Below are 26076 nucleotides of genomic sequence, written 5' to 3' on the forward strand. Positions count from 1 at the left end.
GTCACGCGAAAAACTGAGAGGATCAACATGGCAAAATTACTGGTAGTCGATGATTCTGCAACCGAGCGCAATCATCTGCGCGAGGTCTTAATCCGCGCCGGTCACAGTGTGGCAACGGCAATTTCTGGGCGCGAAGTAGTGGCGCGAGCGCAAACCGAGCGACCGATTTGATTTTTATGGACATCGTGATGGAGGACATCGACGGTTTTCATGCGACGCGGGCGCTGCGTGAAGACCCCAGCACCGAGCACATTCCGGTCGTCGTGGTCAGCAGTAAAAATCAGAAAGCCGACAAAATGTGGGCGCAGTTGCAGGGCGCAAAAGGTTATGTCGTTAAACCCTACGCCGATGCCGATATTTTGAAATATATCAAGCAATTGGTTGACGGTGAGGCAGTGTAATGAACGACGTTGCAGCGCCAGCGGAAGAAGCGCCAGCCGGTGAATTTCGTCATGCGTTGCGGATTGGGCAACGCTGGTTTTTGCTGCCAGAAGGAATGCCCGCCGAAGTGTATCCGCCACTGCCTTGCACTCGCTTGCCATTTACGCAGCACTGGTGTTTGGGACTTGCCAGTTTTCGCGGTGATCTCGCCGCAGTTTATGATTTAGCCGCAGTGCTGAATCCGCAGTCGGCAACCACGCACCGTTATTTGCTGGCGCTGGGTCGCCGCGAGAGCAGCGTCGCATTGGGCATTGACGAAATCACTGGAATTACCGTGCCGCCAGACACGCCAACTGAGCCGCTCCCGCCGTTGCCCGGACTGTTATCAACCTTGATTTGTGCTGGGCTGACGGTTGACGGAATCGAATACATTGCGCTGGATTTTGGCGAATTGCTCAGGCTGCTGGCAGCAGAAGCGAGTTTGATTAAAAACGATTTTTTGGCAGCGGGAGATGTTTGATGACGCTCAACGACATTTCGATTTCAGCAAAATTAACCATTGTCACCACTGCCTTGGTGTTATTGGTCTTTTTTCTCGTTTCTGGCGCAGTGCTATTAAGTATCAATGGGTTATATGAAGAACGCGCCGATTTATGGCAACAACTCAATCCAGCTCAAAATCAGGAGCTTGCGGCGCTGCTGGCGCAAACTTCGCCCGAAAAAACCACCGATTATTTGAATCAGCGTGTTGACGCAGTCGTTGCTGCGAATGCGCATCAGCGCCAAGTGGCGATGGCGCTGCTCGTCGGCGTGTTGTTATTGAGCGCGTTACTGACGGGTTTGGTGTTTTACATTTCCATCGTGCGGCTGGCGAAACGCTTCATTTTGCATCCTGCCGAGCGCATTCGAGACGGTCTCAAACGCATTCGTGGAGCACTCGCCGGCATGGAATCGCGCCGCGATTTTTCCGAACGGCTGGAGCCGGGCGCAGAAGATGAATTGGGCAACACCGTCATTGCGTTTAATCGCGGTTTGGATTTTCTGGAACGCCAAAACGATCAGCTCAACGATTCGATTATCGCCATGCTGGAAATCAGCAGCAAAATCAGTCAAGCGCGTGATTTAACGCTAAAACTGCCGGTAAAAGAGGACATCACCGGACCGTTGAGCGATGCGCTCAATCGCATCACTTCCGAAAGTGCGCGGGTGCTGGTGCAGGTGCGCGAGATTGCCGAGCGTGTCGGTCAAGCCTCGCTGCAAGTGCAGGAACAAGGGCGACAAGTGGTCGCCGTGGCGGATGCCGAACGGGTGGAAATTGAACGCGCTGCCAATGACTTGGCGCAAACGGTCGAAGCCATTGATGGAATTGCCGAGCTGGCGCAGTTTTGCAGCAGTGCCGCCAATAAAGCGATTGCGTCCAATGATGAAGCGTTGACTTCGGTCAAAGGCGCAGTGCAGGGCATGGACAGCATTCGCTCGTCGATTCAAGAAACGGGCAAGCGCATCAAGCGGTTAGGTGAACGTTCGCAGGAAATCAGCGGCATTGTGGACATCATCAACAGCTTTTCTGAGCGCACCCACATTTTGGCGATCAATGCGTCAATGCAGGCAGCAACTGCGGGCGAAGCGGGACGCGGTTTCGCAGTCGTCGCGCAGGAAGTGCAGCGTTTGGCGGACAGTTCCCGCAATGCCACCAGTCAAATCGCCACGCTGATTCGCAATATCCAAGTCGAAACGCAAGACACCATTCAAACGGTGAATCAAGCAACTGAAGCCGTCGGTCACGAATCGCGGGCGATTGAGGGCGCTGGTGAGCGAATGCTGGCGACGCAGCAGACGACGGCGAATTTGGTCGATGCAGTGCACCAAATTGATGAACGGGCACAAACGCAGGTTGCTGCGAATCGCTCGCTGATGACGCGAGTCGATGCGATGCGTGCCAGCACGGTAGAAACGACCGAGCAAATCAGTCAGCAGGCGCAGGAAACCAATAGTTTGGTCGGTTATTCCAAGCAACTGCTCGATTCCATTGGGCTATTTCGTTTGCCTGCGCCCGGTCAGCGATGAACGCAACTGCTTTTGCTGAGGTTTTTTATCCCGCAATTCCCGATTTGCGTGAAGCAGTGGTGCTGGCGGGCGATGTCGCAGCAACGCAGGAAGCGCGATTGACTGCGGCAAATGCGTTCGCTGAATTGTTGGGCGAACTTTGGTCAGCGGCGGAAGAAGCTGGCGCACACATCACCGAATTGCTGGCGCTGATTGACGGTTTTGTCAGCGGTTTGCCGCACTGCGACGCAGATCAGAATGACGGAATAATGATTGCGTTGCAGGTGATTGCGTTGCTCGACGCGCATCTTGCCGCACCAAATGAACCGGAGATGATCGCGGCGCTGCTTGAAGCGGCGAGCGCCGAAGTGTTTGATCCGCCGTTGAGTGAAGCGACGCTGGCGTTGTGGCGCGGAGAGGAAAGTTGTCAGTTGGCAGTTGGCAGTTTTCAAAACCAGCCGCCGCTTTTTTCCGATGATGACCAACCAATTGATGAATGCGCACTGACAACTGATAACCGCCAACTCTCCGCCGATGCGCTTGAATTACTAGCGATTTTGTCCGCTGCCGCTGATGACAGTTGCCAAGATTTTCTGCACCACCTGTCCAAAATCGCTCAAGCGCAGCAAGTCAGCGCCCGCACCGCAGCCATCGCTGCTTGCCAAGATATTTTAAGCCGCTTCACTGAAGCCTCTGCCGATGCCGGATTTGCGGCATTTGCTGCGTTATGCGCCGGATTAGGTCAACAACTCAGCATCCAGTCGCCGCTGGCTGCGTGGCCAGAATTACTGCTCGAAAATCTCACCCATTTGCCGCAACGGATGCAGGACTATCTCGCTGATCCATTAGCGGAATCTCCGCGCCGGGCGCTCGTTGCCACGTTGACCTGCGCACATTGGACGCAGCCGCTGGTGGCAGAGTGCGCTGCGGAACTCGCCGAGGCGCTGTATCAAGACCCGCTGGCGCTAGAAAGTGAAATCGTGCCGCTGCGAGCAACGCAGGTTGCAGATGCCGATTTAGCGTTGACGCCAGCGGAAGATATTGAAGCCAGCGTTTTTGCGGGATTTTGCCGCGAAGGTGTTGATTTAACACAACGTTTAGCCAGCGTGATACAAGTCATTCTCGGCGGCGGCATCATCGACGACGCGCTGCAACAGGCGCAGCGTTACGCCCACACGCTCAAAGGTTCCGCCAATGTGTGCGGCGTTCGCGCCGTCGCCGTGCTCGGTCATTATTTAGAGGATGTGCTGGAGTTTTTAGCCGATAACGCGCTGGCTCCGAATCCGGCATTGGGCGAAACGTTGGTTGCTGCCGCCGATGGTTTAGCAGCGATGTTCGATGTTATTAACGGCATTGAATATCACGATGCAGCAACATTTCGCCCGTTAATGCAGCAAGTATTGGATTGGGTGTGCCGCATTGAACAGGATGGAGCAATGGCGCTTGAATACGCTGCGCCGCCATCTTTTCAACACGACATTTCCTTATTTCCACCCGCAAGTAATGCCGAACCCGTCACTTTATCGGATGCAGTCGAAACGCCGCAGCAAACAACGATTGCCCATGATGTCGATGAAACTTATTTGCAAATTCCCGCTCGCGCGATTGATGACCTATTGCGCTTGATGGGCGAGCTGGCGCTGGCGCTGGCACAATCGGAAGAACAATTAAAACAAATTCAACGCACCCAAACCGAAGTAGATGACGTTGAATTGCACAATTTGCGGCAAGTCAATGAATTGGAAAAACTGGTTGATTTACGCGGTCTCGGTAGCGAAACCATTGGCGCTGAATTGGCATTTGATCCATTAGAATTAGAACATTATGACGAAATGTCTATTACGACACGGCGACTTAATGAAGGCGTCAATGATGCCCGACAGCTCGCCCGCACAGTCGCCAATCACGTCAGCAGCTTGGAAGAATTAAGCCAGCAGCAATTCAAACTAAGTCAAGAAATTAGACAATTAACGATGGATACGCGCCGCGTACCGGTGCACACCATTATTGGACGATTACAGCGCACTGTGCGCCAAACCTGTCGCGCTACCAATAAAGAAGCGACGCTTGAAATACGCGGTGACACCGTGCGCATTGATGGCGAAGTATTAAATCGCCTCATTCCGGCGTTAATGCACATTCTGCGCAATGCCATTGATCATGGTATTGAATCGCCAGCGCAGCGCCAAGTAATCGGTAAACCGCAGCAAGGCCAATTAGTTATTTCATTTCAACAGCTCGGCGATCAAATTGAAGTGACATTTAGTGATGACGGCGCAGGCTTAGATATTGAACGCATTCAAGCCAAAGCCATTGCTTCCGGGCTGATTACTGCAAATACTGAATTGACACCAAATGAATTGATATTATTCACGCTGCGACCGGGGTTTTCTACTCGTGAACAGGTCACACAGATTTCGGGGCGCGGCGTCGGTATGGACGTGGTTGCCAATACAATTCATGCACTCAATGGCATATTAACCATTACATCAGAATGCGGTCATGGTTATCAACTTTGTGCTCGCTTACCATCATCATTATTAACTATCCGCTGTCTACTAATTGACTGCAACGATGCACCGCTGGCATTGCCAATTAATGACGTGCGCTTCGCCGTGCTCGCCGCTGAAGGTGAAATAACTGTGCACGGTAATGATTGGCAGTTTCATTACCATGACGCAGTTTATCCGCTACTACATCTCAATACATTGATGGGGTTGCCAGCACCACTTGAGATGACAAAGGGCGTCGTGCTGGTCATGCAAGCGGATCATGGCGATCACGCAGTATTGGTTGATGTACTCATTGATAGCCGTGAATTGGTGGTGAAATCACTGGGCGAGTTGGTGCCATTTATTCCGGGCGTAATAAATGCGTCAATTCTTGGTGATGGACGTGTCGTGCCCATTGTTGAATTACGCGCTTTATTACGACTAACAACGCGTACTGATTGCATCGTTAATTCTCTGGAAACGGCAACTGCGCAAATTAAATTACCAACAATTTTAATTGTTGATGATTCGCTATCCATGCGACAGTTATTGGCGCAATTAGTTACGGATAGTGGTTATCGCGCACTGACTGCGCGTGATGGCATGGATGCGCTTAATACCTTACGCAAAGAAACGATTGACGTGCTATTAGTTGACATGGAAATGCCGCAAATGAACGGCTTAGAATTGACAACACATTTACGCGCTCGCCCTGAAATGCGCAATTTACCGATTGCGATGATTACATCGCGCTCCACTGAACGACATCGCCGTGAAGCATTACAGGCTGGCGTTAACCATTATTTTGTCAAGCCTTATCACGATGAATCGGTTTTAGATTTTATTCAACATGCGTTGAATAACGTGCAAATAACAACAACACACCACATTGATTTTTGACTCATGGCGGACTGATTAAATGACCACGTTATTTAACTTAACCTACTTTTCATTTCTGGTTTGTGGCATCGCTGGTTTGGGCGCAGTGCTATACTTTTTTACGCAAATTCCACAATTAACTGGTCAGTTAAAATTACTCGCATTTCTTAACGTTGGCATTTGCGCAGTATCCAGTATTCTGCATTTTTACTTTTTCTCGCAATTGCAATCATTTGCTGCTGGTGCAACCGGTGTTGCAGAAATGACTGCGGCAATCAGTTCGTTACCGCTCGCATTGCGTTACGCTTATTGGTTAATTACCACAATGGTGTTAATTAGCATGTTTCCATTGCTCATGGGTTTAGAGCGGGTTGGAATGCAATTTTTGCGTGTTTTATTATTAACCGACGCTGGCATGATTCTCACTGGTTATTTGGGTGAAAATTCCACACTTGCTCATGTTGGAGAAGGATTGCCGTTCCTCGGATTATTTTGGTTTACAATTAGCGGATTGCTATTTTCTTATCTGACATTTTCAATTTTCAAAGTGTTGCGTCAATTATCAGTTAACGACATGGGGACGACCCAACGCGATGCGCTGGCTTATATGTTTTTCTTCTTTTTAATTGGATGGATGATTTTTCCAGCGGGATTTTTTTATGCGATTGTATTTGATCCCGATGTTGGCGTGGTATTGCGGGAACTTACGGTAAATATCGGCGACATCGTCAATAAAGTGATTTGGGGAATGTTGGTGGTCTATACCGCAGTAGAAATTCAAAACCATCAGGAAACTTGAAATCCACGTGCGGATTTTTTATTTCGGTGGTGATTCTGTCAGTAGGGCGAGATTTATTAATCCTTTGTAAATAAAGGATAAAATTCTTTACAGCCCTATTGATGAGGCGACTACCATACTATGTGCCAACCACCGACCTGAAGAAACGGGGTCTTGCGGCGCAACTTGATAACATGACACCTGAATCCCGCGCAGCACTGCGCACTTTATGATTAAATCTCGCGCCTATGTTTCATCCCATCCCCCTGTTTATCGGTCTGCGCTACACCCGCGCCAAACGCCGTAACCATTTCATCTCCTTTATTTCCGGCACTTCGATGGTCGGCATCACGCTCGGCATCGTCGCGCTGATTGTCGTGCTTTCTGTAATGAACGGCTTTCACAAGGAAATTCAGCAACGCATTCTCAGCATGGCGTCACACGCTACCTTGACCGATCCCTACACCGGAATGGCGAACTGGCATCAAGTGCTGGCGCAGGTGCGAGCGCATCCCGATGTGGTCGGCGCTGCGCCGTTTGTCGAAGTGCAGGAATGCTGATCAACGGCGCAGCAGTGAGCGGCGCACTGATTCGCGGCATCGTTCCAACGGAAGAAGATCAGGTTGCCGATCTGCGCCGCCAAATGCTTGATAACGCTTCAGTCGATGATCTGGTTGCTGGTGAATTTCACATCATTCTGGGGCGCGATCTCGCTGAATATCTCGGCGTTGCAGTCGGCGACAAGGTGACGGTGGTGTCGCCACAAGTTAGTTCCACGCCGGTCGGCATCATGCCGCGCCTCAAACGGTTCACCGTGAGCGGCATCTTCGCGTCGGCATGGCTGATTACGACCGCAACGCCGCATTCATCGACATGACCGACGGCGCTAAGTTATTGAATCTCGGTGAATCAGTGTCCGGGGTGCGGCTCAAATTGACCGACATGTGGGAAGCGCCTCGGCTGGCGCGAGAAATTGCCTACGATCTTGGCGGCAGCTATCGGTTACTGGACTGGACGCAGGTACACAGCAACTTTTTCAGTGCCTTAGCGATGGAGAAACGCATGATGAGCATCATTCTATTTCTCATCGTCGCCGTGGCTGCGTTCAACATCGTCTCGACGCTGGTGATGGTCGTGACGGACAAACAATCTGACATCGCCGTGTTGCGGACGCTGGGTTTATCGCCAGCGCGAGTGATGGCGTGTTCGTGGTGCAGGGCACGGCATCGGTTTAATTGGCACGTTGCTGGGCATGATCATCGGCGTCGTGCTGGCGCTGAATGTGGAGGTGGTGGTCGGCGCAATTGAGCAGCTGTTCGGCGTTCATTTCCTTGATCCAACGATTTATTACATCAGCGAATTGCCCTCTGATGTGCACCTCGCCGACGTGCTCACCATCAGCGGCGGTGCTTTTGTCATGTCAGTGCTGGCAACGCTGTATCCGGCATGGCGAGCCGCCCAAACCCAGCCAGCGGAGGCACTGCGTTATGAATGAACGCATTCCAGTTTTAGACGTGCACGGACTGGTGAAAACCTTTCAGCAAGGCCCGCAGGATGTCGCCGTGTTGCGCGGCGTGACCTTCAGCGTGGGGCGCGGCGAGCGCATCGCCATCATCGGCGCGTCCGGCTCCGGCAAAAGTACGTTGCTGCATTGCGTGGGCGGTTTAGATCGTCCCACCGCTGGCAACATCCAGTGGCTCGGCGCGGACATCAGAACTGTCGGAAAAACAGCGCGGCTTGCGGCGCAATCAGCATCTGGGTTTTGTCTATCAATTCCACCACTTGCTGCCGGAATTCACCGCGATTGAAAACGTCGCGCTGCCGTTGTTAATCGGCGGAGCGCAGCCGGCAAAAGCGCGAGCAATGGCGGAAGAATTGCTGGAGCGCGTCGGTTTAAGTCATCGCGGAACGCACAAACCCGGCGAATTGTCCGGTGGTGAGCGTCAACGCGCTGCCGTGGCGCGGGCGTTGGTGACGCATCCGCGTGTTTGCTGGCGGATGAGCCGACGGGCAATCTCGATCGCGTGACTGCCGGCGGCGTGTACGAGTGATGTTGGAATTGAACCGCGACATCGGCACCAGTTTGGTCATCGTGACTCACGACCCAGAGCTGGCGGCGCGAATGGATCAGATTTGGCGATTGGATGACGGCGTGTTGACGCGAGATGCAGCGGAAACCTGAAAGCGTTGTTTTCGTTTATAAATCCGATGCAGCAGCATCCACCGCCAAATTCCATGCACGGCAAAATAACCCAGCGCACCACAGACTGCGCCGCAAATCAGGCTACCGAGCAGCAGCGGTTCAATCACGCCGATCCAATTGTGCCAATCCAGCCAGAAGTGCACGTTAAAGCCCTCGGCGTGCATTCCTAAAATCCAGCAGCCGATGACGTAGGCGACATAAAACATCGGCGGACTGGTGACAGGATTCGTCACCCACACCATCGCCACCGAAATCGGCAGATTCACGCGAAACAAAATGGCTAATCCCGCTGCGATGATTGACTGCATCGGGATCGTCAAAACATGGCGAACAAACCACGCCATTGCGCCAGCGACCGAACGCCGGTTGAGATGCCACAGATTTGGATCATGTAACAATTTGCCGAAGATGTCGGTCAAACGAGCGTTTTCCCGAATCATTTTCGGAGTAGGAATCACCTGCTGTAACCATTTTTTCACGTTGAAATTGCGCTCGTTTTTGCGGTTTTCTGATGGTTGCCAGTATAAAACAGACATCTGTCATTTCGTGAATTCCGATCGCTAAACAGCGCATTACCTGTGCTCATCAGCCCACTCCATCCCCGACCACCATTCAGTTTTATTCCTGCTGGATTGGCATTTGCGAGCGGTGTCATTGCCTTTTATCAACTGCCAGCTCTGCCGTCAGGTGTCGATTCGGAAACCACGCTCGCCGCAGCGTTGATTACGCTGGTGCTGCTGCTGGTGCTCATAAATCCCCCCCAACCCCCCTTTTTCCAAGGGGGGAGGAAGAAAAACCCTTTCCCAAAGAGTATGAAAAGCCCCATTTTCGCAAAGGGCACGAAAAGCCCCCCTTTGAAAAAGGGGGGTTGGGGGGATTTAATCAAACCAAGCAGTTGGGAAAATTTCTCAAATATCCTGCGTTTACCACTGCTGGCGCTGCTCGGCATGACGTGGGCAGCGATTCACGCCTGCGCCCTGTTGTGTCATCCATTTCCCGATGCACTGGCGCGAGAACCGCTGATCGTCGAAGGGCGCATTGCCGCCATTCCGGCAGTCACGACCCAGAGCACCCGCTTTTTATTTCAGGTCGAAACCGCCACGCACCGCGAGCAACCCATTGAATTCACTGGACTGGTGCGGCTGGCGTGGTATCAACCCGCGCCAGCACTGAACGCTGGTGAACGCTGGCGACTGGCAGTGCGCTTAAAACCGCGTCACAGCAGCGCCAATCCCAGCGGCATTGACGGTGAACGGGTGCTGTTTGCGCAGGGCATCAAAGCGACCGGCACGGTGCGCCAAGCGACCGTCCGAAATGCCGTGGTGAATGAACGTTTAGATGCGAGTGCTGGCAATTACTGGCTGGCGCAGTGGCGGCAGCACATCGCCGCACATTTGACGCAGGTCGCCGGCGCGATTGACCAACGCGGACTGTTGCAGGCGCTCACGATTGGCGAAACCAGCAGGCTGCAAGTCGCCGATTGGGACACGCTCACGCGCACCGGAACCAGTCATTTGATTGCGATTTCTGGCTGGAACGTGGCGATGATCGCCGGCGTGTTTATCGGCTTCACGCGCTGGCTGTGGTCACGCAGTGCGCGTTTGACGCAACTGCTGGCGACGCCACGCGCCGGCGCAGTGGTCGGAATGATCGCGGCGCTGGGTTATGCCGGGTTAGCCGGATTTGCGATCTCAACGCAGCGGGCGCTCATTATGCTGTTGATTTTATTGGGCGCACTGTTTTGGCAACGCACGTTGCGCCCTTATCACGCCCTCACGCTGGCACTGGTCGGCGTGTTGCTGGTTGATCCCAGCACGGTGCTGGCTTACGGCTTTTGGCTGTCCTTTGGCGCAGTTGCCGTGCTGCTGTTTTATCTCGGACAACGCCTGCCGCGCCGCGATCTGTGGACGCAATGGGGACGGGCGCAGTGGGCAGTGACGCTGGGATTATTACCGCTGCTCACGGTGTTATTCGGACAGGTGTCGGTCATTGCGCCAGCGGTCAATCTGCTGGCAGTGCCACTGTTTTCGGTGCTGCTGCCGCTGGTATTGAGCGTCAGTTTATTCAGCCTGATTCCGGGATTGACCGCGCCGTTACTGTGGACTGCGCAACTGCTCAATCTCTGCATGGACGGTTTGGCGTGGATTGCAACGCTGCCGAACATTGCGCCCACGCTGCCAACACCGCCGCTGTGGACGTGGCCAGTGGCGGGCATTGGCGCAGCGTTATTGCTCGCACCGCGAGGATTGCCGGGGCGCTGGCTGGGCGTGGTGCTGCTGTTGCCATTGGTGACGACGCAACCACTGCGTCCGGCAGTTGGCGAATTGTGGTTGACCCTGCTCGACGTGGGACAAGGACTTGCCGCAGTGGTGCAAACCGCTGAAGGAACGTTGGTTTTTGATACCGGCCCCGGTTCGCCCAACGGTTTTAACAGCGGCAGCGCGGTCATCGCTCCGTTTTTGCTGGCGCAGGACATTACGCGAGTGGAGCGCGTCGTGGTCAGTCACGCCGATCAAGATCACGCGGGCGGTTTGGCGGGATTGGCAAAACGGGTGACGCTGGCGCAGGTGCAAAGTGGCGAGCCAATCCGTTTGGCCTTTGCTGGCGCGACGCGCTGTCTGGCGGGCGAGCAGTGGAATTGGGCTGGTGTGCGGTTTCAATTTTTGCATCCAGAACAAGCCTTTGAATTGGGCAATCATTCGTCGTGTGTATTGCGGATTGACACTGCCGGACGATCTATTTTGCTCACCGGCGATGCCGATCAAAAAGTTGAGCGCGAATTGGTAGCGCGATACGGCGCGGCACTGGAAAGCACGGTATTGGTTGCCGGTCATCACGGCAGCAACACCTCCAGCGGCGCGGCGTTTCTTAACGCAGTCAAACCGGAATGGGTTTTCTTTTCAGCGGGATATGCCAATCAATTCCGGTTTCCGACCAAAGCCGTGCAAAAACGCATCGCAGCGCGGCACATTAAAACACTCAATACGGCGATGGCGGGCGCAATTCAATTACGGATTAGCGCAGACGGCGCTTTTAATACGCCAACGGAATGGCGGAAACAGGCGTTGCATTTATGGACGCATCGTATTGAAGAGTGAATTGTTCAAATAAGTTTTCAGTGGTCAGTAACACCGCTTTTTTACTGACAACTGAAAACCGATAACTAAAACTCATGTCGCAAAATGAAACATCGCCATTTCACCGTTAAATGCTTCGACCAAGGTCATCAACCGCGTGCAAGCCTGAATAGTTTCTTCAACGCCGCCAGTGGTTTGATCGACCGACAATTTGATGGTGCTTGTGCTGTGATCAATTTCATTGGAAACGTGACCCTGCTGTTCTGCTGCCGTCGCAATTTGAATTGTTAAATCGCTAATCGTCGTCACCGCCGAACCGATTTCTTTCAACGCCCGATCCACTTTATCCGTTTGCTCAATGGTCAAGACTGCCTGCTCGCGCCCCTGCCGCATCGCGCCAGCGACATCGCGGGAACCGCGTTGAATCTGCTCGATCATGTCTTGAATTTCTTTGTGGAAAGTTGAGTGCGACTGGCAAGCGCCCGCACTTCGGCGGCGACTGCAAATCCGCGTCCCTGCTCACCAGCGCGGGCGGCTTCAATCGCTGCGTTGAGCGCCAGCAAATTGGTCTGCTCGGCAATGCCGCGAATGACATCCAACACTGAACCGATGCGTTCGCTGTCGCTTTCCAACGGGTCATTGCTCAGCACCGCGAATGACTTCACCAGTCAAGCCATTGATTGAATTGACTGCGGTACGCACCACGCCTTGACTGAGTACGACATCGCGTTTGGCATCAGATGCTGCGTCGGAAACGACGGCGCTGTTGCGGGCAATTTCGCGCGACCGTCGCTGCCATTTCGTTAATCGCAGTCGCAACTTGCGTGACTTCCAGTTGTTCACGATTGGCGTTGCTTAACGTCGCAGCGGCAATGCTTTGGAGCTGGCGCGTAACCTCATGCACCTGTTTGATATTGCTCGCAATCCGCTGAAAAGAGTTGGTTAAACTGGTTTGTAAATGCTGGAACGCTACACTCAGCGCAGCGATTTCAGTATTGCCATGAACGACAACTGCTGCGCCGCGAAAATCGTTGTCAGCCATGCGCATTGATAACTGCTGCAACGCCACCAGCGGCTTGAGCTGACGCGCCAGCGCCCATAACGCACCGAGCAAACCGGCAATTAGCACCAGCGTTGCGATCAAACTGGCAGAAGTGCCCAGCGTCAAATTAAAATTAAGTTGCTGTTGTGCAGTACTTTTTTCCGTTTGAATGCGCGTGATCAGCGTTTCCAGCTTTTCGCCCATCATTTCTGCCGCAGCGTCAAAGGTGCTCATAAACGCATTGCCACCTTCTGGACCTTGCGCAACATAAAGCTGCGCCATCTGCTGCCCTTTGTTGTAATACTCAGTCAATGCTTGGGTGAGCGCGGCAGCAGACACGGTGCTGTCGAGTGCTGCCAGCGCGGTGATATTGGCGCGAGCTGCCTCAAAATACTGCTGGGCTTGCGTGAAGCCGTCATCCAAACCATCGCGTCCCCGCGTGGCGCTAATATCAGTGAACCATTGTTGAATTTGGATCACATTGATTTTGAATTCTGATGCAAGTTCTTGCAGTTGATCCTGATGCGTGATCATTTCCTCTACCGAGGTGCGAATGTGTTGGGCGACATACATGCCACCGCCACCCATTGCAATCACCAAAATACCTAAAATGGCAAATAAAATCCGCGCTCTTGCCACAATACCGAACTGACTCATCAACATATCTCCTGAATAGAAAATGCAGCAGGTTTAAGCACCTAACAATAACACGCAGATCAGCAATAAACGCCATACTCACTGATAACGATCAATCTGTTTAAATCCTAATTAAGCCATTGCCGAGATTGAATTGATGCGTCCCACTGGTTTTACCCTCGTTGAATTGCTGGTTGTGTTAGCAATTGCGGCACTGCTGATGACCGCAGTGCCGGCGCTGTTTTCTGCCGCTTTTCCGGGATTGGAATTGAAATCGGCGGCGCGGCGCACTGCGGCAACGCTGCGTTTAGCACGGGAATCTGCAATTCGGCAAGGCACAGAAACTGAATTGCAAGTGGATGTCGAAGCACGACAGCTTGCACTTCAGGGTTATCGTAACCTCAATTTGCCGTCGGGTTTGACGATGCAATTAGAAACTGCCGCCCGCGATCTGCACGACACGCAGCGCGGGGTGATTCGTTTTTTTCCTGATGGCAGTTCTACCGGCGGGCGGATCATCTTGGCATATCACGATCACGGTTATCAGGTTGGCATCACTTGGTTGACTGGACGAATCACCGTTGCGCCTTGGGCTGCGCCATGACGCGCACTCGGCAGCGCGGCTTTTCGCTGCTCGAAGTGCTAGTCGCCTTTGCGATTCTCGCCATCACGCTCGGCGTGTTAATGAACATCTTTGCCCGCGCCAGCCGCACCGCCATTTTATCCAGTCAATACAGCCAAGCCGCCGCGCTCGCCGAATCCAAACTCAACGCGCTCGGCGTGGAATTCCCGTTGGAAGAAGGCACGATCACCGGCGAACCGGAAAACGGTTTTGCATGGGAAATCACCGTGATTCCCGTTGAATTGCAATCCCCCCAACCCCCCTTTGTTAAAGGGGGGCTTCCATCATCTCCCCCCTTGGAAAAAGGGGGGCGGGGGGATTGATGAAACAGGCGGCGCGGGGGATTTAACGCCTTATCGCCTCACGGCAACCGTGCTATGGCAAGACGGCGCACAAGCGCGGCGCGTCACCTTTTCAACGCTGCGCCTCGCTGCGGCAGTGGATGCAGCGCAATTGGAATCCACGCCGCAATGACGCCCAATTTCATGCTTCATCGCGGATTTACGCTGGTGGAATTGCTGATTGCACTGGCGCTGATTAGCTTGATCACGCTGCTACTGTTTTCCGGTTTACGGCTCGGCACTCGCGCTTGGGAAGCGGTGGATGCAGCAGCGGAACACACCGGCGAATTGCGGCTGGCACAGGGTTTTTTAATGCGCGTGCTCAGTCAAACCGAGTTCACAACTATCACTGCGGCGGAAAATTCCGTCGTGCTGTTTCGCGGTGACAGTACACATCTCGAATGTGCCGCGCCGTTGTCAGAACACGTTGGCATTGCTGGGCGTTACGCGCTGCGTTTAAGCGTTGAGCAACAAGGAAAAACGCAGGCGTTAATCCTGACCCGCTGGCTGTTGCATCCAGAAATTCTCAACGGCGGCAACGGGGTTCCGACATGGACACCGCTGGACAAGGATGCAACCGCGTCGCTTGCGCAACTGCCGATGGAAATGGACGCAGCCGCTGGCGCGTTTGGGCGCACCTCGCTCCTCGATCAAGTGGACACTTTTGCGCTGGCTTATTACGGCAAAACCGAAGACGAAAGCGAACCCAGTTGGCATGAAGACTGGTTTGACCAACCGCATTTACCGCTGCTGCTGCGCATTCGATTAACCACGCCTTTTCAGGCGTGGCCTGATCTCGTGATCGCATTGCCGCGCCAGCTCAATTAAATGAACACGCCTATTTCTCCACCGCAGCGGCAACGCGGCATCGCCTTGATGCTGGTGTTGTGGGTATTAACGTTGCTCACGGTGATGGCGGTCAGCATGACTGCCACCCAGCGCACCGAATTGGCATTGACCGATCATCAACTGGCGGAAACCCGCTGGCGTTTGGCGAGCGACGCAGCGCTGGCGTACACCGCATGGCAATTGAGCCAGCCACTGCCGATAGTGGAAATGGCGGAGGCAACAGGCGTTGGCGCAGATGACGCTGATGCGCTGCTCACAACGGAATGGTTGCCCGATGGTGCGGCGCATGAATGGACGTTTGCTGACAGCAGCATGACGATTGCCGTGTTCAATGAACTGTCGCGCATCAATCTGAATCAAGCAGATTCTGCCCAGCTCAAGGCACTATTAGTCGCGCTCGCCGTGCCTGAAGATGACGCGGCAACGCTTGCGGATCGCATCGTCGATTGGCGCGATCCAGACCATTTGGCACAGCTCAACGGCGCAGAAGATGATGATTATCAAGCTGCTGGCGCAGTGTTCGGCGCGAAAGATGAGCCGTTTATTGCCATTGATGAATTGCGCCAAGTGCTCGGCATAACCGCAACGCTGTATCAACAGCTCGCGCCGGAATTGACGCTGGCAGGCGAGGGCAAAAATGTTGAGATGGAATTTGCCTCGGCGACGGTGCTCGCCGCCACGCAGGGAATTTCATTGGAAGACGCGCAGTTGCAGCAACTTGAGCAGCAAACACCGCGTCATCAAAATCGTGGCGGTCCGCTGTATCGCGTGGTCATCACTGCGTCAGCCGCTCTGACTCCCGCACCGTCATCAACGCAGCGGATGGAAGCCGTGCTCGAACTCACGCCCAATCAAGAGCTGCCGTATGTGGTGCACTGGCGGCGTTTTGGTGGGCGCGACGCTGCGTCCGAATCCACTTTGCACGATGAATCACGATGATGAATTCCGCCAGTTTCAGCTTATTTTCTAAAACGTTATCGCGGATTAACGCTGCGCAATTTGCTGCGTGTTTACCAGCAACCATGCAGCGGGCGCTGGCGCAGCGCCAACGCACCTTATTGATCACGGTGACAGACGCAACCACCGCGCAATTGACGTTGCTCGCCGGTGAGAACAGCGAAGCAGTCGGCGAGATTGATCTGGAACGCAGCGCCCCATTGCCGGAAGTGGTTCTGAGTCAGTGCCGCAAATTGTCGCACTGCATCAATCTGCGCATTCCCGCCGAAGCAGTGTTAACGCGACGGGTGTCGTTGCCAGCGCAGGTGCAGAGCAATTTGCCGCAGGTCATGCGCCACGAACTGGATCGGTTATCGCCGTTTCAAGCCGAGGATGTCGTGTTTGATTACGCGCTGCTGCCGTCTTCTGCACCGCAGCCGACGCGCATCACCTTGGAGCTGGCGCTGTGTCGCCGCGATCGCGTCACCGACTGGCTGACCTATTTAAACCGCGCCGGTGCGCCGATTGAACGGATTGATTGGGCGGGTGCGTGGGCGGGCGCAAATCTATTGCCGCCGGAACAACGCCCACGGCGACGCAGTCACCAATTTGGTTTGACGCATGGCTTGTTTATTGCCGCGATGGTGCTGATGGTGGCGACGCTGATCACCCCGATTTGGCAAAAAACCCGTCACGCCGAGGCATTGGATGCCGAATTGCGACGCGTGCGGGCGCAAGCGATTGCGGTGGATGAAGTGCGGCAAGCATTGACGCAGGCGCGTGAAAGCGGAACTGCGGTGCTGCGTCAACAGCAGGAGCAAACGTCGTTGCTGGCGCTATTATTAGAATTGACTGAACGCCTGCCGGATGACACTTGGATTCAAACGCTTGAATATAATCAGGGCTGGTGGATGTGCGTGGTGAATCGGCACAAGCCACCGCATTAATTGCACTTTTAGAACAAGCACCGAGCATTGAAGGAGTGGCATTTAAATCACCAGTAACGCAAATTGCACGCACCGGCAAAGAGCGATTTAATTTGTCATTTCGCGTCGTTAATAAAAAGACTGAATGACGCAGTTGAAGCAACAACTAACAGGATAACAATCAAGTGCATCAGCTTATGATACAACTGTCGCCACCTAAAAAGATATTATTTATTTAATCATATCTTTTTTATTGATTGCGCTGCCAGATTTAGCAGTGAGTGCCGCACCTCAACTTGATCCTGTAACGTTACAACTTAAATGGAAGCATCAATTTCAATTTGCTGGTTATTATGCCGCGCAAGAAAAGGGCTTTTATCGGGAAGCGGGGCTGGATGTCACCATTATTGAAGCTGCGCCCGGAGTCGATTCAACGCAAGAAGTAGTTGCAGGTCGCGCCCAATTTGGTATTGGCACCAGCGAATTGATTTTGAATCGCTATCGCGGCGATCCAGTCATTGTATTAGGGGTTATTTTTCAACATTCACCACTTAGCTTGGTGACATTAAGCGATTCGGGAATAAATCACATTCATAAACTGGTTGGTCATCACGTTATGATAGAACCGAGTTCGGCAGAATTGCTGGCTTATTTATATCAAGAAGGTTTTACACAGAAAGCATTTGTGATGCAGCATCATAGTTTTGACTTAAACGATTTGCTCAATGGCAAAACCGATGCAATGTCGATTTATTCCACAGATGAACTCTATCAACTTCAGCAATTGGAACATGCTTATAATCTATTTAGCCCGCGCATGAGCGGTATTGATTTTTATGGCGATAATTTTTTCACCACTGAAAACGAATTAGAACTGCATCCGCAGCGCGTCAAGGCTTTTCGAGAAGCAACACTGCATGGATGGCGTTATGCCATGCAAAATTCAGACGAAATTGTTCAATTGATTTATCAAAAATACACTCAGCGTCATACGATTGCGCATTTGCAATTTGAAGCACAGGCAATGCACGATTTAATGCAACCAGAGTTAATTGATCCCGGTTACATGAATGTTGGGCGTTGGCAGCACATTGCACAAACCTATCATTATTTAGGGATGTTGCCCGAGCATTTCGATGTCACAAAATTGCTTTATCTTTCTAATCCAGACTTAGACCTAAAACAATTAAAGATTAAATTTTATTACACTGCGGCAATTTTGTTGGTATTTCACTGATTATTTTAGTGCTATTTTATTTTTATCGCAAAGCAAAAATTAGCGAAGCAAGATTAAATACGATGTTCAATCATGCGCCATTAGTGTTAATTATATTGAATGATAAAAACCACATCCTAAAATGGAATTTTGAAGCTGAAAAAACTTTTTTATGGAAAGCAAACGAAGTGCTTGGCAAAAATGTATTACTGGTTGTTCCAATTGGCGAACAGGATGCAGTACAAAAAGTTTTTGCTGCGGTGCATAGGGAACAGCAAGTGGTTTACCATGAAAACTTGAATTTGAAGAAAGATGGACAGAAAATTCTGTGCGAATGGATTAACGCACCATTCAAAAGTCAGAGTGAAGAATCCAACTTTATCATTTGTATGGCGCGTGATATTACGGAAAAAAAGGCGTTAGAAAAGAAATTGGAACAAGCTGCGCTGTACGATAATTTAACTGCTTTGCCTAATCGGGCTTTGATCTTGGAGAAACTGAAAAAAGCATTGGCGTTGGCAGCACGAAATCAAGCTAAATTAGCACTGCTGTTTTGCGATTTAGATGGATTTAAAGAAGTGAATGACAGTTTAGGACACAAAGCCGGAGATGTATTGCTACAAATCGTTGCTAAACGATTACTGCAAACAATTCGAGAGATGGATGATGTAGGTCGATTGGGCGGCGATGAGTTTTTAATCATTTTGCAGGATGTTGGCTCTTTAGAAAATGCTCAAAAAATAGTTGATAAGTTGTGTGAGGCTGTCGCGCAACCCTGTCAACTAAATTCTGAAGAATTGATTACAATTCATGCAAGCATTGGAGTTAGCATTTATCCTGATGACGCGATAGATTTCGATGCTTTAATTCACCAGTCTGACAAAAAGATGTATCAAACAAAACTCAAAAATAAAGCCATCAAAAATGCTTATGTGTAATGCTTAATCTGCCGCCGGATATTGCGCTGAATAATAACGCCCAGCACCGCCCACTTCACACCCGTCAGCGCAATTTCAGGATAGAGCGGATTGAGCGCAATTAACCGCTCATTGCCGTTTTCATCTTTGCTGTATTGGCGAAACCAGCGCACATTCTCCACTTCAGCAAACACATAATCTTGATGTTTGCACACATCCGTCGGGCGAATAATCACAATGCACTGATCGGGAAATTCTGGCTCCATCTCATTGCCCAACACCTGCAACGCATAAGGTTCATGCAAACTGCAATCCGCAAAATCTGAATTCTGGTCGGTCATTATTTAACCCAATTGAATTGTAATCTGATATTCGCCGCCACTCGCCGGCAATTGTACTCGCGCCACTCCATCATTCACCGCAATCAAGCCCCCCTTTGGAAAAGGGGGGTTGGGGGGATTTAACCACGCGCCAATCACGCGCCCCGCGCCAGCTCCATTCTTGATTTCAATCACGCAGGTCGTCACATCATCCGGCAGCCGATAGATAACGCGATAACCCGACCATTCGCTCGGAATACAGGGCGCAATCACCAACGTCCGCCCATTTTCAATCGTGATTCCCAGCACCGCCTCCAGCGCCACTCGCGCCCACCACCCCGCCGAGCCGGTGTACCAACTCCAGCCCCGCGCCCGATGTGCGGCTCTGCGCCGTACACATCCGCCGCCAGCGCATACGGTTCGAGCCGATACCGCGCCACCGCTGCCGGCGTCGCGGTGTGACTGACCGGACTGAGCATTGCCAACAATCGCGCTGCCCGCTCGCGCCGACCCAATTTTGCCAGCGCCAGCACCGCCCAACATGCGGCATGAGTGTATTGCCCACCGTTTTCGCGCACGCCAGCGACATAACCTTTGATGTAGCCGGGGTCTTGCGGCGTGTCGATAAACGGCGGCGTGAGCAAACGAATCAAGCCATTGTCCTCATCAACCAACTGCGTCTCCAGCGCGTCCATCGCTTGCGCAGCGCGATCCGCCGGAACTGCGCCCGAAATCACCGCCCAAGATTGCGCCAACGCATCAATCCGACATTCGGCATTGTGCGCCGAACCCAGCGCCAGCCCGTCATCGTCATAAGCGCGGCGATACCAAGCGCCATCCCAGCCGCTGGTTGCGAGAGCGGCGGCCAGCGCAGTTTGATGCGCGGAATAACGCGCCACTGCTGCGTCATCGCCTCGCGCTGCGCACAACGGCATGAAATCGCCGAGGATGCGATACAGAAAAAAGCCCATCCACACGCTTTCGCCGCGTCCCTCGCGCCCGATCCGGTTCATCCCGTCATTCCAATCGCCGGTGCCCATCAACGGCAAACCGTGTGCGCCGACTGCCAGCGACCGCTCCAACGTCCGGCAGCAATGCTCATATAAATCAGCGACTTCACCGCTCGGCTGCGGCTGCAAATAGGCTTCATCTTCGCCGGGCGCGAGCAGCGGCGCAGTCAGAAATGGGATCATTTCGTCGAGAATCGCGGCATCGCCAGTGACGCGGACGTAGTGCGCAGTGACGAACGGCAGCCACAGCAGATCATCCGCAAACCGCGTGCGCAGCCCGCGTCCAATCGGTGCGGGATGCCACCAATGCAGCACGTCGCCTTCGACGAATTGCTGCGCGGCGTGCAGCAAAATCTGCTGGCGCGTCAACTCCGGACGCATGACGACCAGCGCGGCTGCATCCTGCAATTGATCCCGATAACCGAATGCACCGCCGGACTGATACAGCGCCGACCGCGCCCAAATCCGGCAGCCGAGATTTTGATAAGTGATCCAGCCGTTGAGCATCAAATCAATGGCTGGCTCCGGCGTCTGCACCTGAATCCGCGTCACCACATCGCGCCAAAACTCCTGCGCCGAAGCGAGCGCAGCCGCAATCGCTGGCGCGTCTAGACACTGCGCCAGCAGCGCCGTCAACTCCGCCTCACTCATCACCTCGCCGAATAACCAGACCACCGTCGCCGTCTGCGCGGGCGCGAGGGTGAAACTGAGCTGCTGCGCCAAACACGGATCAAGCCCGCTGCCGGTGCGATTATCGAGCTGCGCGTTCGGCTCCAGCGCGGCTGGCGCAGTCAAATCGCGGTGACGCCCGATAAAACTGAGCCGGTCGCCGCTGTGCGCTCGCGCCTCAATTTCCGCACCAAACAGCCGCGCTGCCGCAAACACAATTCCGCCGCAAAATCGCCCGCCTGCGGATTGACGGCAGTCAGAACGTCGCGCTCGGCGTCGTGCGCAGTGACGATGGCGCTGTCGGTTTGCGGCTGATTGCCCATGACCAGCCGCTGATAACTGAACGCCGAGAGCTGGCGCGGCACGTCGCCGGTGTTGGTGAGCTGGAGTCGGAGCACGCGCAGCGGCGCGTCGCGGTGACAAAAACGGTCGCTCCTGCGCCAGCTCGTTGAAATCACAGTGAAAAGTGGAATAACCGAAAGCCGTGCCGAGTTTGATAATTCACCGGCGCTGGGCACGGTGCAGGCAACGGCGACCACGCTGCGCCGCTCACCGCATCGCGCAAATAAAACGCCTCGCCGGGCGGATCGCTGACCGGATCATTCGACCACGGCGTGAGGCGATTGGCTTGGCTATTGCGCGACCAGGTATAGCCAGCGCCGGTTTCACTAATCAATAGCCCAAACTGCGGATTTGCAATCACGTTAATCCACGGCAACGGCGGGCGCTGTAATTCGCTGCCATTCCAATGTAATTCAATGTGTATTCGCGTCCTTTAAATCCCCCAACCCCCTTTTTCAAAGGGGGGCTTTTCTTCTTCCCCCCCTTTAGCAAAGGCTGGGGGATTTATCAAAGGAGGGCTTATTAGATAAATCCACAACCCCCCTTTGCTAAAGGGGGGCTTTCTGATTCTCAGAAAAAGGAATTTGTGCCAGCGCAGTGTCGCGTTCCATTGCTGCGCCAGTGATAAAAGTTAATTCAACCGTTGCGCCCGCCGCCAATTCAACCACCGTGCGCAGTGCCAAGATCGGATCAAGTACATTGCCCAGCGTTCCTGTTAATGGCGCAGCGTCAGTTAATGCGAATGGATTGGCAACCGTGCGCCCGCGTCCAATAAATGCCATGCGGTCGGTTTCCCATTCGCTCGCCACCGCACCAACTAATCCATGCACCAACCACGGCCATTGCTCATGCGCAGCGCGAGGTCGCCGCCGCGCTAATAATGCTCCCGTCATGGGATCGCGCTCAGTTTGAATAAATAGTTTCGCAAATGCCGGATGCGCCGCATCGCCATCAGGATGAAATAACACCACTTCTAAATAACTGGTTAATTCAATTCGACGCGGCTGCGCAGACTGATTGGTGAGTGTGATGTGGCGCAATTCTCGATCTGCTGCTGGGTCAACCGTCAGCAGCATTTGCGCAGCGATCTCGTTATGTTCATGTTCTAAAACAAATTGCTCGGCGTTGCCGACGGCGTGATAACGGGTGGACGCGCTGCGCGTCGGCTGATGACCCAGCGACCAGAAATCGCCGGTATCGAGATCACGCAGATAAATGATGCTGCCGAGATCATCTTGAATGGGATCATTGCGCCAGCGCGTGAGCGCGATCCAATCGAGTGCAGAATAGCCCGCGCCGCTGGCGGTAATGGTCACGCGATAGTGACCGTTGCTGAGAATGTGCGGAGTAGTGGCGTCATCAGTCATGAGCAGCAACCAATCATTAAATGGGTGTGAAGCGCAGTTTGTCTGTCGATAATGATGAAGCAATCCACATGACAAGGCGAACTTTTGCGCTGCATCAGGACATTCATCATGCCGTCAATCAGTCTCAATACCGCCACTGCGCTTACTGGTTTGAGCAAGCGCACGCTGTGGCGTCATATCCATCGCGGCAGCCTCGCCGTCATCAGCGAGCAAGGCGAGGAAACCCAAGTCAGTTTGACGGATGTGTTGCCGCTGGCTTGTGTACCGTTAACGGCTGCCGAGCACGCGCTGGTGCTGGCAGCAGATGGTGGCGATCCGTTGGCGCAAACCGATTTGGCATTGCTGTTTTTCGATGCCGAGCGCCCAACGGAAGCAGTCTCTTGGCTGATTCGCGCCGCAAATCAACGTTATCCCGATGCAATGTGCTATCTCGGACGTTGTTATTTGTCTGGGTGCGGCATCGCACGAGATAACGACAACGGTGCACTGTGGTTGAGTCATGCCGCAATTAAAGGACATCCGCTCGCGCAAGCATTGACGCAATGGCTGCAAACTCAGGATGCGCTGGCAGATGAATATGCTGTTCGAGCAGCATTTGATCGCATTGAAAGTGCCGTGTTGTTACAGGCACTGTATGACACTGCAACGACCTAACCTATACGGATTGCCGTCGCTAGGCTAGATTCTGAAATCGACTTAATTCCAACCATGATTTAGGTGCTGAATGGAAGTGAACTTGAACTTTCTCGATTTTGAACAACCCATCGCCGAGCTTGAAGCCAAAATTGAAGAGCTGCGTTTAATGGGCTTCGATAATGAAATCAATATCCAAGATGAAATTGAACGATTGCGCACCAAATGCGTTGCCATGACCGAAACGATTTTTTCGGGATTAACACCGTGGCAGATTTCACAGTTATCGCGGCATCCGCAGCGCCCGTATTTATTGGATTATACCCGGCGCATATTCGATGACTTTTATGAATTGCACGGTGATCGTGCATTCGCCGATGATCGCGCAATTATTGGCGGACTGGCGCGTCTTGATGGGCGTCCAGTCATGGTCATTGGTCATCAAAAAGGACGCGATACCAAAGAAAAAATCGCCCGCAATTTCGGAATGCCGCGCCCAGAAGGTTATCGCAAAGCACTGCGTTTAATGGAAATGGCCGAGCGTTTTCATTTGCCGATTTTGACGTTTATTGATACGCCCGGCGCATATCCCGGAATTGGCGCAGAAGAACGCGGTCAGAGTGAAGCCATTGCCCGCAATTTGCGTGAAATGTCGCAATTGCGCACACCAATTCTATGCACAGTGGTTGGAGAAGGCGGTTCTGGTGGCGCATTAGCCATTGGTGTCGGTGATTGGCTGGGCATGTTGCAATTCAGCACCTATTCCGTCATTTCACCCGAAGGCTGCGCCTCTATTCTGTGGAAAAGCGCAGATAAAGCGCAATTGGCGGCGGAAGCGATGGCGATTACTTCGGATAAACTAATGGAGCAGGGTTTGGTCGATCACATTATTAAAGAACCGCTTGGCGGTGCGCATCGTGACCCAGATGCAGTCGCCAAATCGCTTAAAGCGGTGTTAATTGAACGGTTGGATACCCTCGCAGCAGTTCCGCTAGATACGCTCATTGCTGCTCGGTACAAACGTTTAATGGGTTATGGGCGCTTTAAAAGTAGCTAACTGCTAATTTTATGTTGTCTTTTGTGTTACGCCGCGTCGCGGTGTAACATAAATTATCCAATTCACTTGCAGGGATTTAATGAATAGACTATTAGCAATTAACCGGAAGCAGCAAGATGTATTGTGGAGCAAAAATAGATGATCTGGTCTTCTGCTTCATCGACTGACAACAAACCAACTCGCCACCTGTTTTTACCACTACCTTTGCTGATACAAATGGGGCTAGCGGTTGGATTATTCCTACTGGTCATGCTATTGCCAGTATTTGTTATTGAAGACCTCCACAGTTATTTGCCGTTACATAATTTACTGGAGGCGCTATCTATTGCCGCAGCACTGATGATTTTTACGGTTGGTTGGTTTTCATTTGGGCATATTCGCAGCGCCCATTTACAACTCCTCGCCTGTGCTTTTTTCGCTGCCGCTACTCTCGACTTTGCACAAACGCTCTCTTATCCCGGAATGCCAGATGTCATTGCTACCAACGACTTAATGCAAGCGATGAGTTTCTGGCTCCCAGCCCGTTTTATTACCGCATTGGCACTCTTAACTGCAGCGGAATTGCCTGCACAAATTATATTAACGCATCGTCAACGCGCATCGTTACTTATTATCACGATGCTATCCATTAGTATATTACTATTGATGGGATTTTATTTCCAGAAACTGCGCCACAAAGTTTTACGGTAAATACATTAAATGTTCCCGAAATCACAGCATTTAAGCTCGGTGCTGAAATTTTAGTGATGTTATTTCAGGGCGGCATTGGTGCTGCTCACTAGAAACTGGCAGCGTAAACGCGATGTTTTTCATGCTTTATTGGCAAGCGGATTGTTGATTTTGCTGCTAGGTGAATTCAGTTTAGTACAACATTTTATCTTTGCTGATTTGAATAATTTACTCGGTCATATTTATAAAGCATGGGGCGTAAGTTTGGTGTTTTGGGCGGTATATGCCGAAGCAATGACAGAACCTTATAAGCGGCTGCGTCAATCCGAGCAACAATTGACCGCCAGCGAAGCGCAGACCAAAACACTGCTACAAGAAAATCGGATATTACTGGATAACGCTTTTGTGGGCATCTTTTTTGTAAAAGATCGCCGCTTTATTCGCGTTAATCGTGGTGCTGAACTGTTATTTGGTTACGCGCCGGTGAAATGAATGATGTTTCGACTGAGATTATTTATCCGAATTATGCCGAGTTTTTAGCATTGGGTCAGCGGGCATATTCAACGATTAATCGCGGTGAACTTTTTAATGGCGAAGTAGAACTGAAACGCAAGGATGGCACTTGTTTTTGGGGTTTGATGCGTGCTCAGGCACTCACATCTAATCAA

24 protein-coding genes and 4 pseudogenes are annotated in these 26076 nt (G+C 52.4%); 19 read left to right on the forward strand and 9 right to left on the reverse strand.

The genetic code is table 11. The features are described 5' to 3' along the window. Positions 1 to 27 precede the first annotated feature (27 nt). From CXB77_RS21455 to CXB77_RS06930, 8 genes and pseudogenes are all read left to right on the forward strand, one after another. Positions 28 to 171, forward strand: coding sequence for a hypothetical protein (locus tag CXB77_RS21455; protein ID WP_242445517.1), 144 nt, complete (start codon positions 28 to 30; stop codon positions 169 to 171). Positions 172 to 176: 5 nt separating this feature from the next. Further along, positions 177 to 401 (forward strand): response regulator, encoded by a 225-nt coding sequence (locus CXB77_RS21460; protein ID WP_242445518.1) that lies wholly within the window; start codon positions 177 to 179, stop codon positions 399 to 401. Continuing rightward, positions 401 to 901 carry a chemotaxis protein CheW gene (locus tag CXB77_RS06905; protein WP_105073313.1) on the forward strand — a complete coding sequence of 167 codons (501 nt, stop codon included), beginning with the start codon at positions 401 to 403 and terminating at the stop codon, positions 899 to 901. The genes CXB77_RS21460 and CXB77_RS06905 overlap by 1 nt, the downstream gene beginning before the upstream one ends. Then, positions 901 to 2448, forward strand: coding sequence for a methyl-accepting chemotaxis protein (locus CXB77_RS06910; protein ID WP_105073314.1), 1548 nt, complete (start codon positions 901 to 903; stop codon positions 2446 to 2448). The genes CXB77_RS06905 and CXB77_RS06910 overlap by 1 nt, the downstream gene beginning before the upstream one ends. Further along, positions 2445 to 5819, forward strand: coding sequence for a hybrid sensor histidine kinase/response regulator (locus CXB77_RS06915; protein ID WP_105073315.1), 3375 nt, complete (start codon positions 2445 to 2447; stop codon positions 5817 to 5819). The genes CXB77_RS06910 and CXB77_RS06915 overlap by 4 nt, the downstream gene beginning before the upstream one ends. A 19-nt stretch (positions 5820 to 5838) precedes the next feature. Beyond that, positions 5839 to 6597, forward strand: a complete 759-nt coding sequence (locus tag CXB77_RS06920; RefSeq protein WP_105073316.1) for a bacteriorhodopsin — start codon at positions 5839 to 5841, stop codon at positions 6595 to 6597. Between the two features lie 227 nt (positions 6598 to 6824). Next, positions 6825 to 8071: pseudogene (locus tag CXB77_RS06925) on the forward strand (lipoprotein-releasing ABC transporter permease subunit). After that, a pseudogene (locus tag CXB77_RS06930) lies at positions 8064 to 8758 on the forward strand (ABC transporter ATP-binding protein). The pseudogenes CXB77_RS06925 and CXB77_RS06930 overlap by 8 nt, the downstream one beginning before the upstream one ends. Here the strand turns inward: CXB77_RS06930 and CXB77_RS06935 are convergent. Beyond that, entirely contained in the window at positions 8704 to 9315 is a 612-nt protein-coding gene (locus CXB77_RS06935; protein WP_242445519.1) for a DUF2062 domain-containing protein, read from the reverse strand. The pseudogene CXB77_RS06930 and the gene CXB77_RS06935 overlap by 55 nt on opposite strands. A gap of 42 nt (positions 9316 to 9357) precedes the next feature. On the opposite strand from CXB77_RS06935, the gene CXB77_RS06940 reads away from it, so the two are divergent. Then, positions 9358 to 11877, forward strand: a complete 2520-nt coding sequence (locus tag CXB77_RS06940; RefSeq protein ID WP_242445520.1) for a DNA internalization-related competence protein ComEC/Rec2 — start codon at positions 9358 to 9360, stop codon at positions 11875 to 11877. Positions 11878 to 11949: 72 nt separating this feature from the next. Here CXB77_RS06940 and CXB77_RS24535 read toward each other — a convergent pair. Together CXB77_RS24535 and CXB77_RS06955 are read right to left on the reverse strand one after the other, a co-directional pair. Continuing rightward, a pseudogene (locus CXB77_RS24535) lies at positions 11950 to 12521 on the reverse strand (methyl-accepting chemotaxis protein). Positions 12522 to 12592: 71 nt separating this feature from the next. Next, positions 12593 to 13555 carry a HAMP domain-containing protein gene (locus tag CXB77_RS06955; RefSeq protein WP_172452582.1) on the reverse strand — a complete coding sequence of 321 codons (963 nt, stop codon included), beginning with the start codon at positions 13553 to 13555 and terminating at the stop codon, positions 12593 to 12595. 136 nt (positions 13556 to 13691) lie between these two features. Between CXB77_RS06955 and CXB77_RS06960 the strand changes: the two genes are divergently transcribed. From CXB77_RS06960 to CXB77_RS20280, 7 genes are all read left to right on the forward strand, one after another. Next, the gene (locus CXB77_RS06960; RefSeq protein WP_105073319.1) at positions 13692 to 14138 is read left to right on the forward strand and encodes a GspH/FimT family pseudopilin; all 447 of its coding nucleotides are present in this window, start codon (positions 13692 to 13694) and stop codon (positions 14136 to 14138) included. Beyond that, positions 14135 to 14479, forward strand: a complete 345-nt coding sequence (locus CXB77_RS06965; protein ID WP_105073320.1) for a type IV pilus modification PilV family protein — start codon at positions 14135 to 14137, stop codon at positions 14477 to 14479. Before CXB77_RS06960 ends, CXB77_RS06965 begins: the two co-directional genes overlap by 4 nt. Positions 14480 to 14626: 147 nt before the next feature. Beyond that, a complete protein-coding gene (locus CXB77_RS06970; protein ID WP_105073321.1) occupies positions 14627 to 15325 on the forward strand; it encodes a prepilin-type N-terminal cleavage/methylation domain-containing protein in 699 nt (232 codons plus the stop codon). After that, positions 15326 to 16285 carry a general secretion pathway protein GspK gene (locus CXB77_RS06975; RefSeq protein ID WP_105073322.1) on the forward strand — a complete coding sequence of 320 codons (960 nt, stop codon included), beginning with the start codon at positions 15326 to 15328 and terminating at the stop codon, positions 16283 to 16285. It abuts the gene before it with no gap. Beyond that, positions 16282 to 17229, forward strand: coding sequence for a pilus assembly protein PilM (gene pilM, locus CXB77_RS06980; protein ID WP_105073323.1), 948 nt, complete (start codon positions 16282 to 16284; stop codon positions 17227 to 17229). Before CXB77_RS06975 ends, pilM begins: the two co-directional genes overlap by 4 nt. A 256-nt stretch (positions 17230 to 17485) precedes the next feature. Next, positions 17486 to 18445 (forward strand): ABC transporter substrate-binding protein, encoded by a 960-nt coding sequence (locus CXB77_RS20275; RefSeq protein ID WP_197711022.1) that lies wholly within the window; start codon positions 17486 to 17488, stop codon positions 18443 to 18445. Between the two features lie 8 nt (positions 18446 to 18453). Beyond that, positions 18454 to 19362 carry a sensor domain-containing diguanylate cyclase gene (locus CXB77_RS20280; protein WP_197711023.1) on the forward strand — a complete coding sequence of 303 codons (909 nt, stop codon included), beginning with the start codon at positions 18454 to 18456 and terminating at the stop codon, positions 19360 to 19362. Here CXB77_RS20280 and CXB77_RS06990 read toward each other — a convergent pair. The 6 genes from CXB77_RS06990 to CXB77_RS21480 all read right to left on the reverse strand — a co-directional run bounded on the left by CXB77_RS06990 (position 19353) and on the right by CXB77_RS21480 (position 23049). After that, entirely contained in the window at positions 19353 to 19682 is a 330-nt protein-coding gene (locus tag CXB77_RS06990) for a S24 family peptidase (protein WP_105073324.1), read from the reverse strand. The two genes, CXB77_RS20280 and CXB77_RS06990, sit on opposite strands and share 10 nt — an antisense overlap. 3 nt (positions 19683 to 19685) lie before the next feature. After that, on the reverse strand, positions 19686 to 19970 hold the full coding sequence (locus CXB77_RS21465) for a hypothetical protein (RefSeq protein WP_242445521.1): 285 nt from the start codon (positions 19968 to 19970) through the stop codon (positions 19686 to 19688). Further along, entirely contained in the window at positions 19931 to 21556 is a 1626-nt protein-coding gene (locus CXB77_RS21470; protein WP_277949367.1) for a GH36-type glycosyl hydrolase domain-containing protein, read from the reverse strand. The genes CXB77_RS21465 and CXB77_RS21470 overlap by 40 nt, the downstream gene beginning before the upstream one ends. Continuing rightward, entirely contained in the window at positions 21463 to 21798 is a 336-nt protein-coding gene (locus CXB77_RS23000) for a hypothetical protein (RefSeq protein ID WP_277949368.1), read from the reverse strand. Before CXB77_RS23000 ends, CXB77_RS21470 begins: the two co-directional genes overlap by 94 nt. After that, positions 21795 to 22058: a hypothetical protein gene (locus CXB77_RS23005; RefSeq protein WP_277949369.1), complete on the reverse strand. Its 264-nt coding sequence runs from the start codon at positions 22056 to 22058 to the stop codon at positions 21795 to 21797. Before CXB77_RS23005 ends, CXB77_RS23000 begins: the two co-directional genes overlap by 4 nt. 172 nt (positions 22059 to 22230) lie before the next feature. After that, positions 22231 to 23049 carry a hypothetical protein gene (locus CXB77_RS21480; protein WP_242445522.1) on the reverse strand — a complete coding sequence of 273 codons (819 nt, stop codon included), beginning with the start codon at positions 23047 to 23049 and terminating at the stop codon, positions 22231 to 22233. Positions 23050 to 23157: 108 nt separating this feature from the next. Between CXB77_RS21480 and CXB77_RS07000 the strand changes: the two genes are divergently transcribed. The 3 genes and pseudogenes from CXB77_RS07000 to CXB77_RS23665 all read left to right on the forward strand — a co-directional run bounded on the left by CXB77_RS07000 (position 23158) and on the right by CXB77_RS23665 (position 25900). Further along, positions 23158 to 23703: a tetratricopeptide repeat protein gene (locus tag CXB77_RS07000; protein WP_105073325.1), complete on the forward strand. Its 546-nt coding sequence runs from the start codon at positions 23158 to 23160 to the stop codon at positions 23701 to 23703. 76 nt (positions 23704 to 23779) lie between these two features. Further along, on the forward strand, positions 23780 to 24739 hold the full coding sequence (gene accA, locus CXB77_RS07005; RefSeq protein ID WP_105073491.1) for an acetyl-CoA carboxylase carboxyl transferase subunit alpha: 960 nt from the start codon (positions 23780 to 23782) through the stop codon (positions 24737 to 24739). 249 nt (positions 24740 to 24988) lie between these two features. Continuing rightward, positions 24989 to 25900: pseudogene (locus CXB77_RS23665) on the forward strand (MASE3 domain-containing protein). Positions 25901 to 26076: the final 176 nt, after the last annotated feature.

Origin of the sequence: Chromatium okenii, from assembly GCF_002958735.1 — a bacterium.
GTDB lineage: Bacteria > Pseudomonadota > Gammaproteobacteria > Chromatiales > Chromatiaceae > Chromatium > Chromatium okenii_A.

What these genes read in the sequence shown, in the direction of transcription:
- CXB77_RS21480 (WP_242445522.1), bottom strand. Translation starts at nt 23,049, where the DNA reads ATGACTGATGACGCCACTACTCCGCACATTCTCAGCAACGGTCACTAT.
- CXB77_RS06910 (WP_105073314.1), top strand. Translation starts at nt 901, where the DNA reads ATGACGCTCAACGACATTTCGATTTCAGCAAAATTAACCATTGTCACC.
- CXB77_RS06960 (WP_105073319.1), top strand. Translation starts at nt 13,692, where the DNA reads ATGCGTCCCACTGGTTTTACCCTCGTTGAATTGCTGGTTGTGTTAGCA.
- CXB77_RS06915 (WP_105073315.1), top strand. Translation starts at nt 2,445, where the DNA reads ATGAACGCAACTGCTTTTGCTGAGGTTTTTTATCCCGCAATTCCCGAT.
- CXB77_RS21455 (WP_242445517.1), top strand. Translation starts at nt 28, where the DNA reads ATGGCAAAATTACTGGTAGTCGATGATTCTGCAACCGAGCGCAATCAT.
- CXB77_RS07000 (WP_105073325.1), top strand. Translation starts at nt 23,158, where the DNA reads ATGCCGTCAATCAGTCTCAATACCGCCACTGCGCTTACTGGTTTGAGC.
- CXB77_RS06920 (WP_105073316.1), top strand. Translation starts at nt 5,839, where the DNA reads ATGACCACGTTATTTAACTTAACCTACTTTTCATTTCTGGTTTGTGGC.
- CXB77_RS06990 (WP_105073324.1), bottom strand. Translation starts at nt 19,682, where the DNA reads ATGACCGACCAGAATTCAGATTTTGCGGATTGCAGTTTGCATGAACCT.
- CXB77_RS06955 (WP_172452582.1), bottom strand. Translation starts at nt 13,555, where the DNA reads ATGAGTCAGTTCGGTATTGTGGCAAGAGCGCGGATTTTATTTGCCATT.
- CXB77_RS21460 (WP_242445518.1), top strand. Translation starts at nt 177, where the DNA reads ATGGACATCGTGATGGAGGACATCGACGGTTTTCATGCGACGCGGGCG.
- CXB77_RS06905 (WP_105073313.1), top strand. Translation starts at nt 401, where the DNA reads ATGAACGACGTTGCAGCGCCAGCGGAAGAAGCGCCAGCCGGTGAATTT.
- CXB77_RS06935 (WP_242445519.1), bottom strand. Translation starts at nt 9,315, where the DNA reads ATGTCTGTTTTATACTGGCAACCATCAGAAAACCGCAAAAACGAGCGC.
- pilM (WP_105073323.1), top strand. Translation starts at nt 16,282, where the DNA reads ATGATGAATTCCGCCAGTTTCAGCTTATTTTCTAAAACGTTATCGCGG.
- CXB77_RS06965 (WP_105073320.1), top strand. Translation starts at nt 14,135, where the DNA reads ATGACGCGCACTCGGCAGCGCGGCTTTTCGCTGCTCGAAGTGCTAGTC.
- CXB77_RS06970 (WP_105073321.1), top strand. Translation starts at nt 14,627, where the DNA reads ATGACGCCCAATTTCATGCTTCATCGCGGATTTACGCTGGTGGAATTG.
- CXB77_RS06975 (WP_105073322.1), top strand. Translation starts at nt 15,326, where the DNA reads ATGAACACGCCTATTTCTCCACCGCAGCGGCAACGCGGCATCGCCTTG.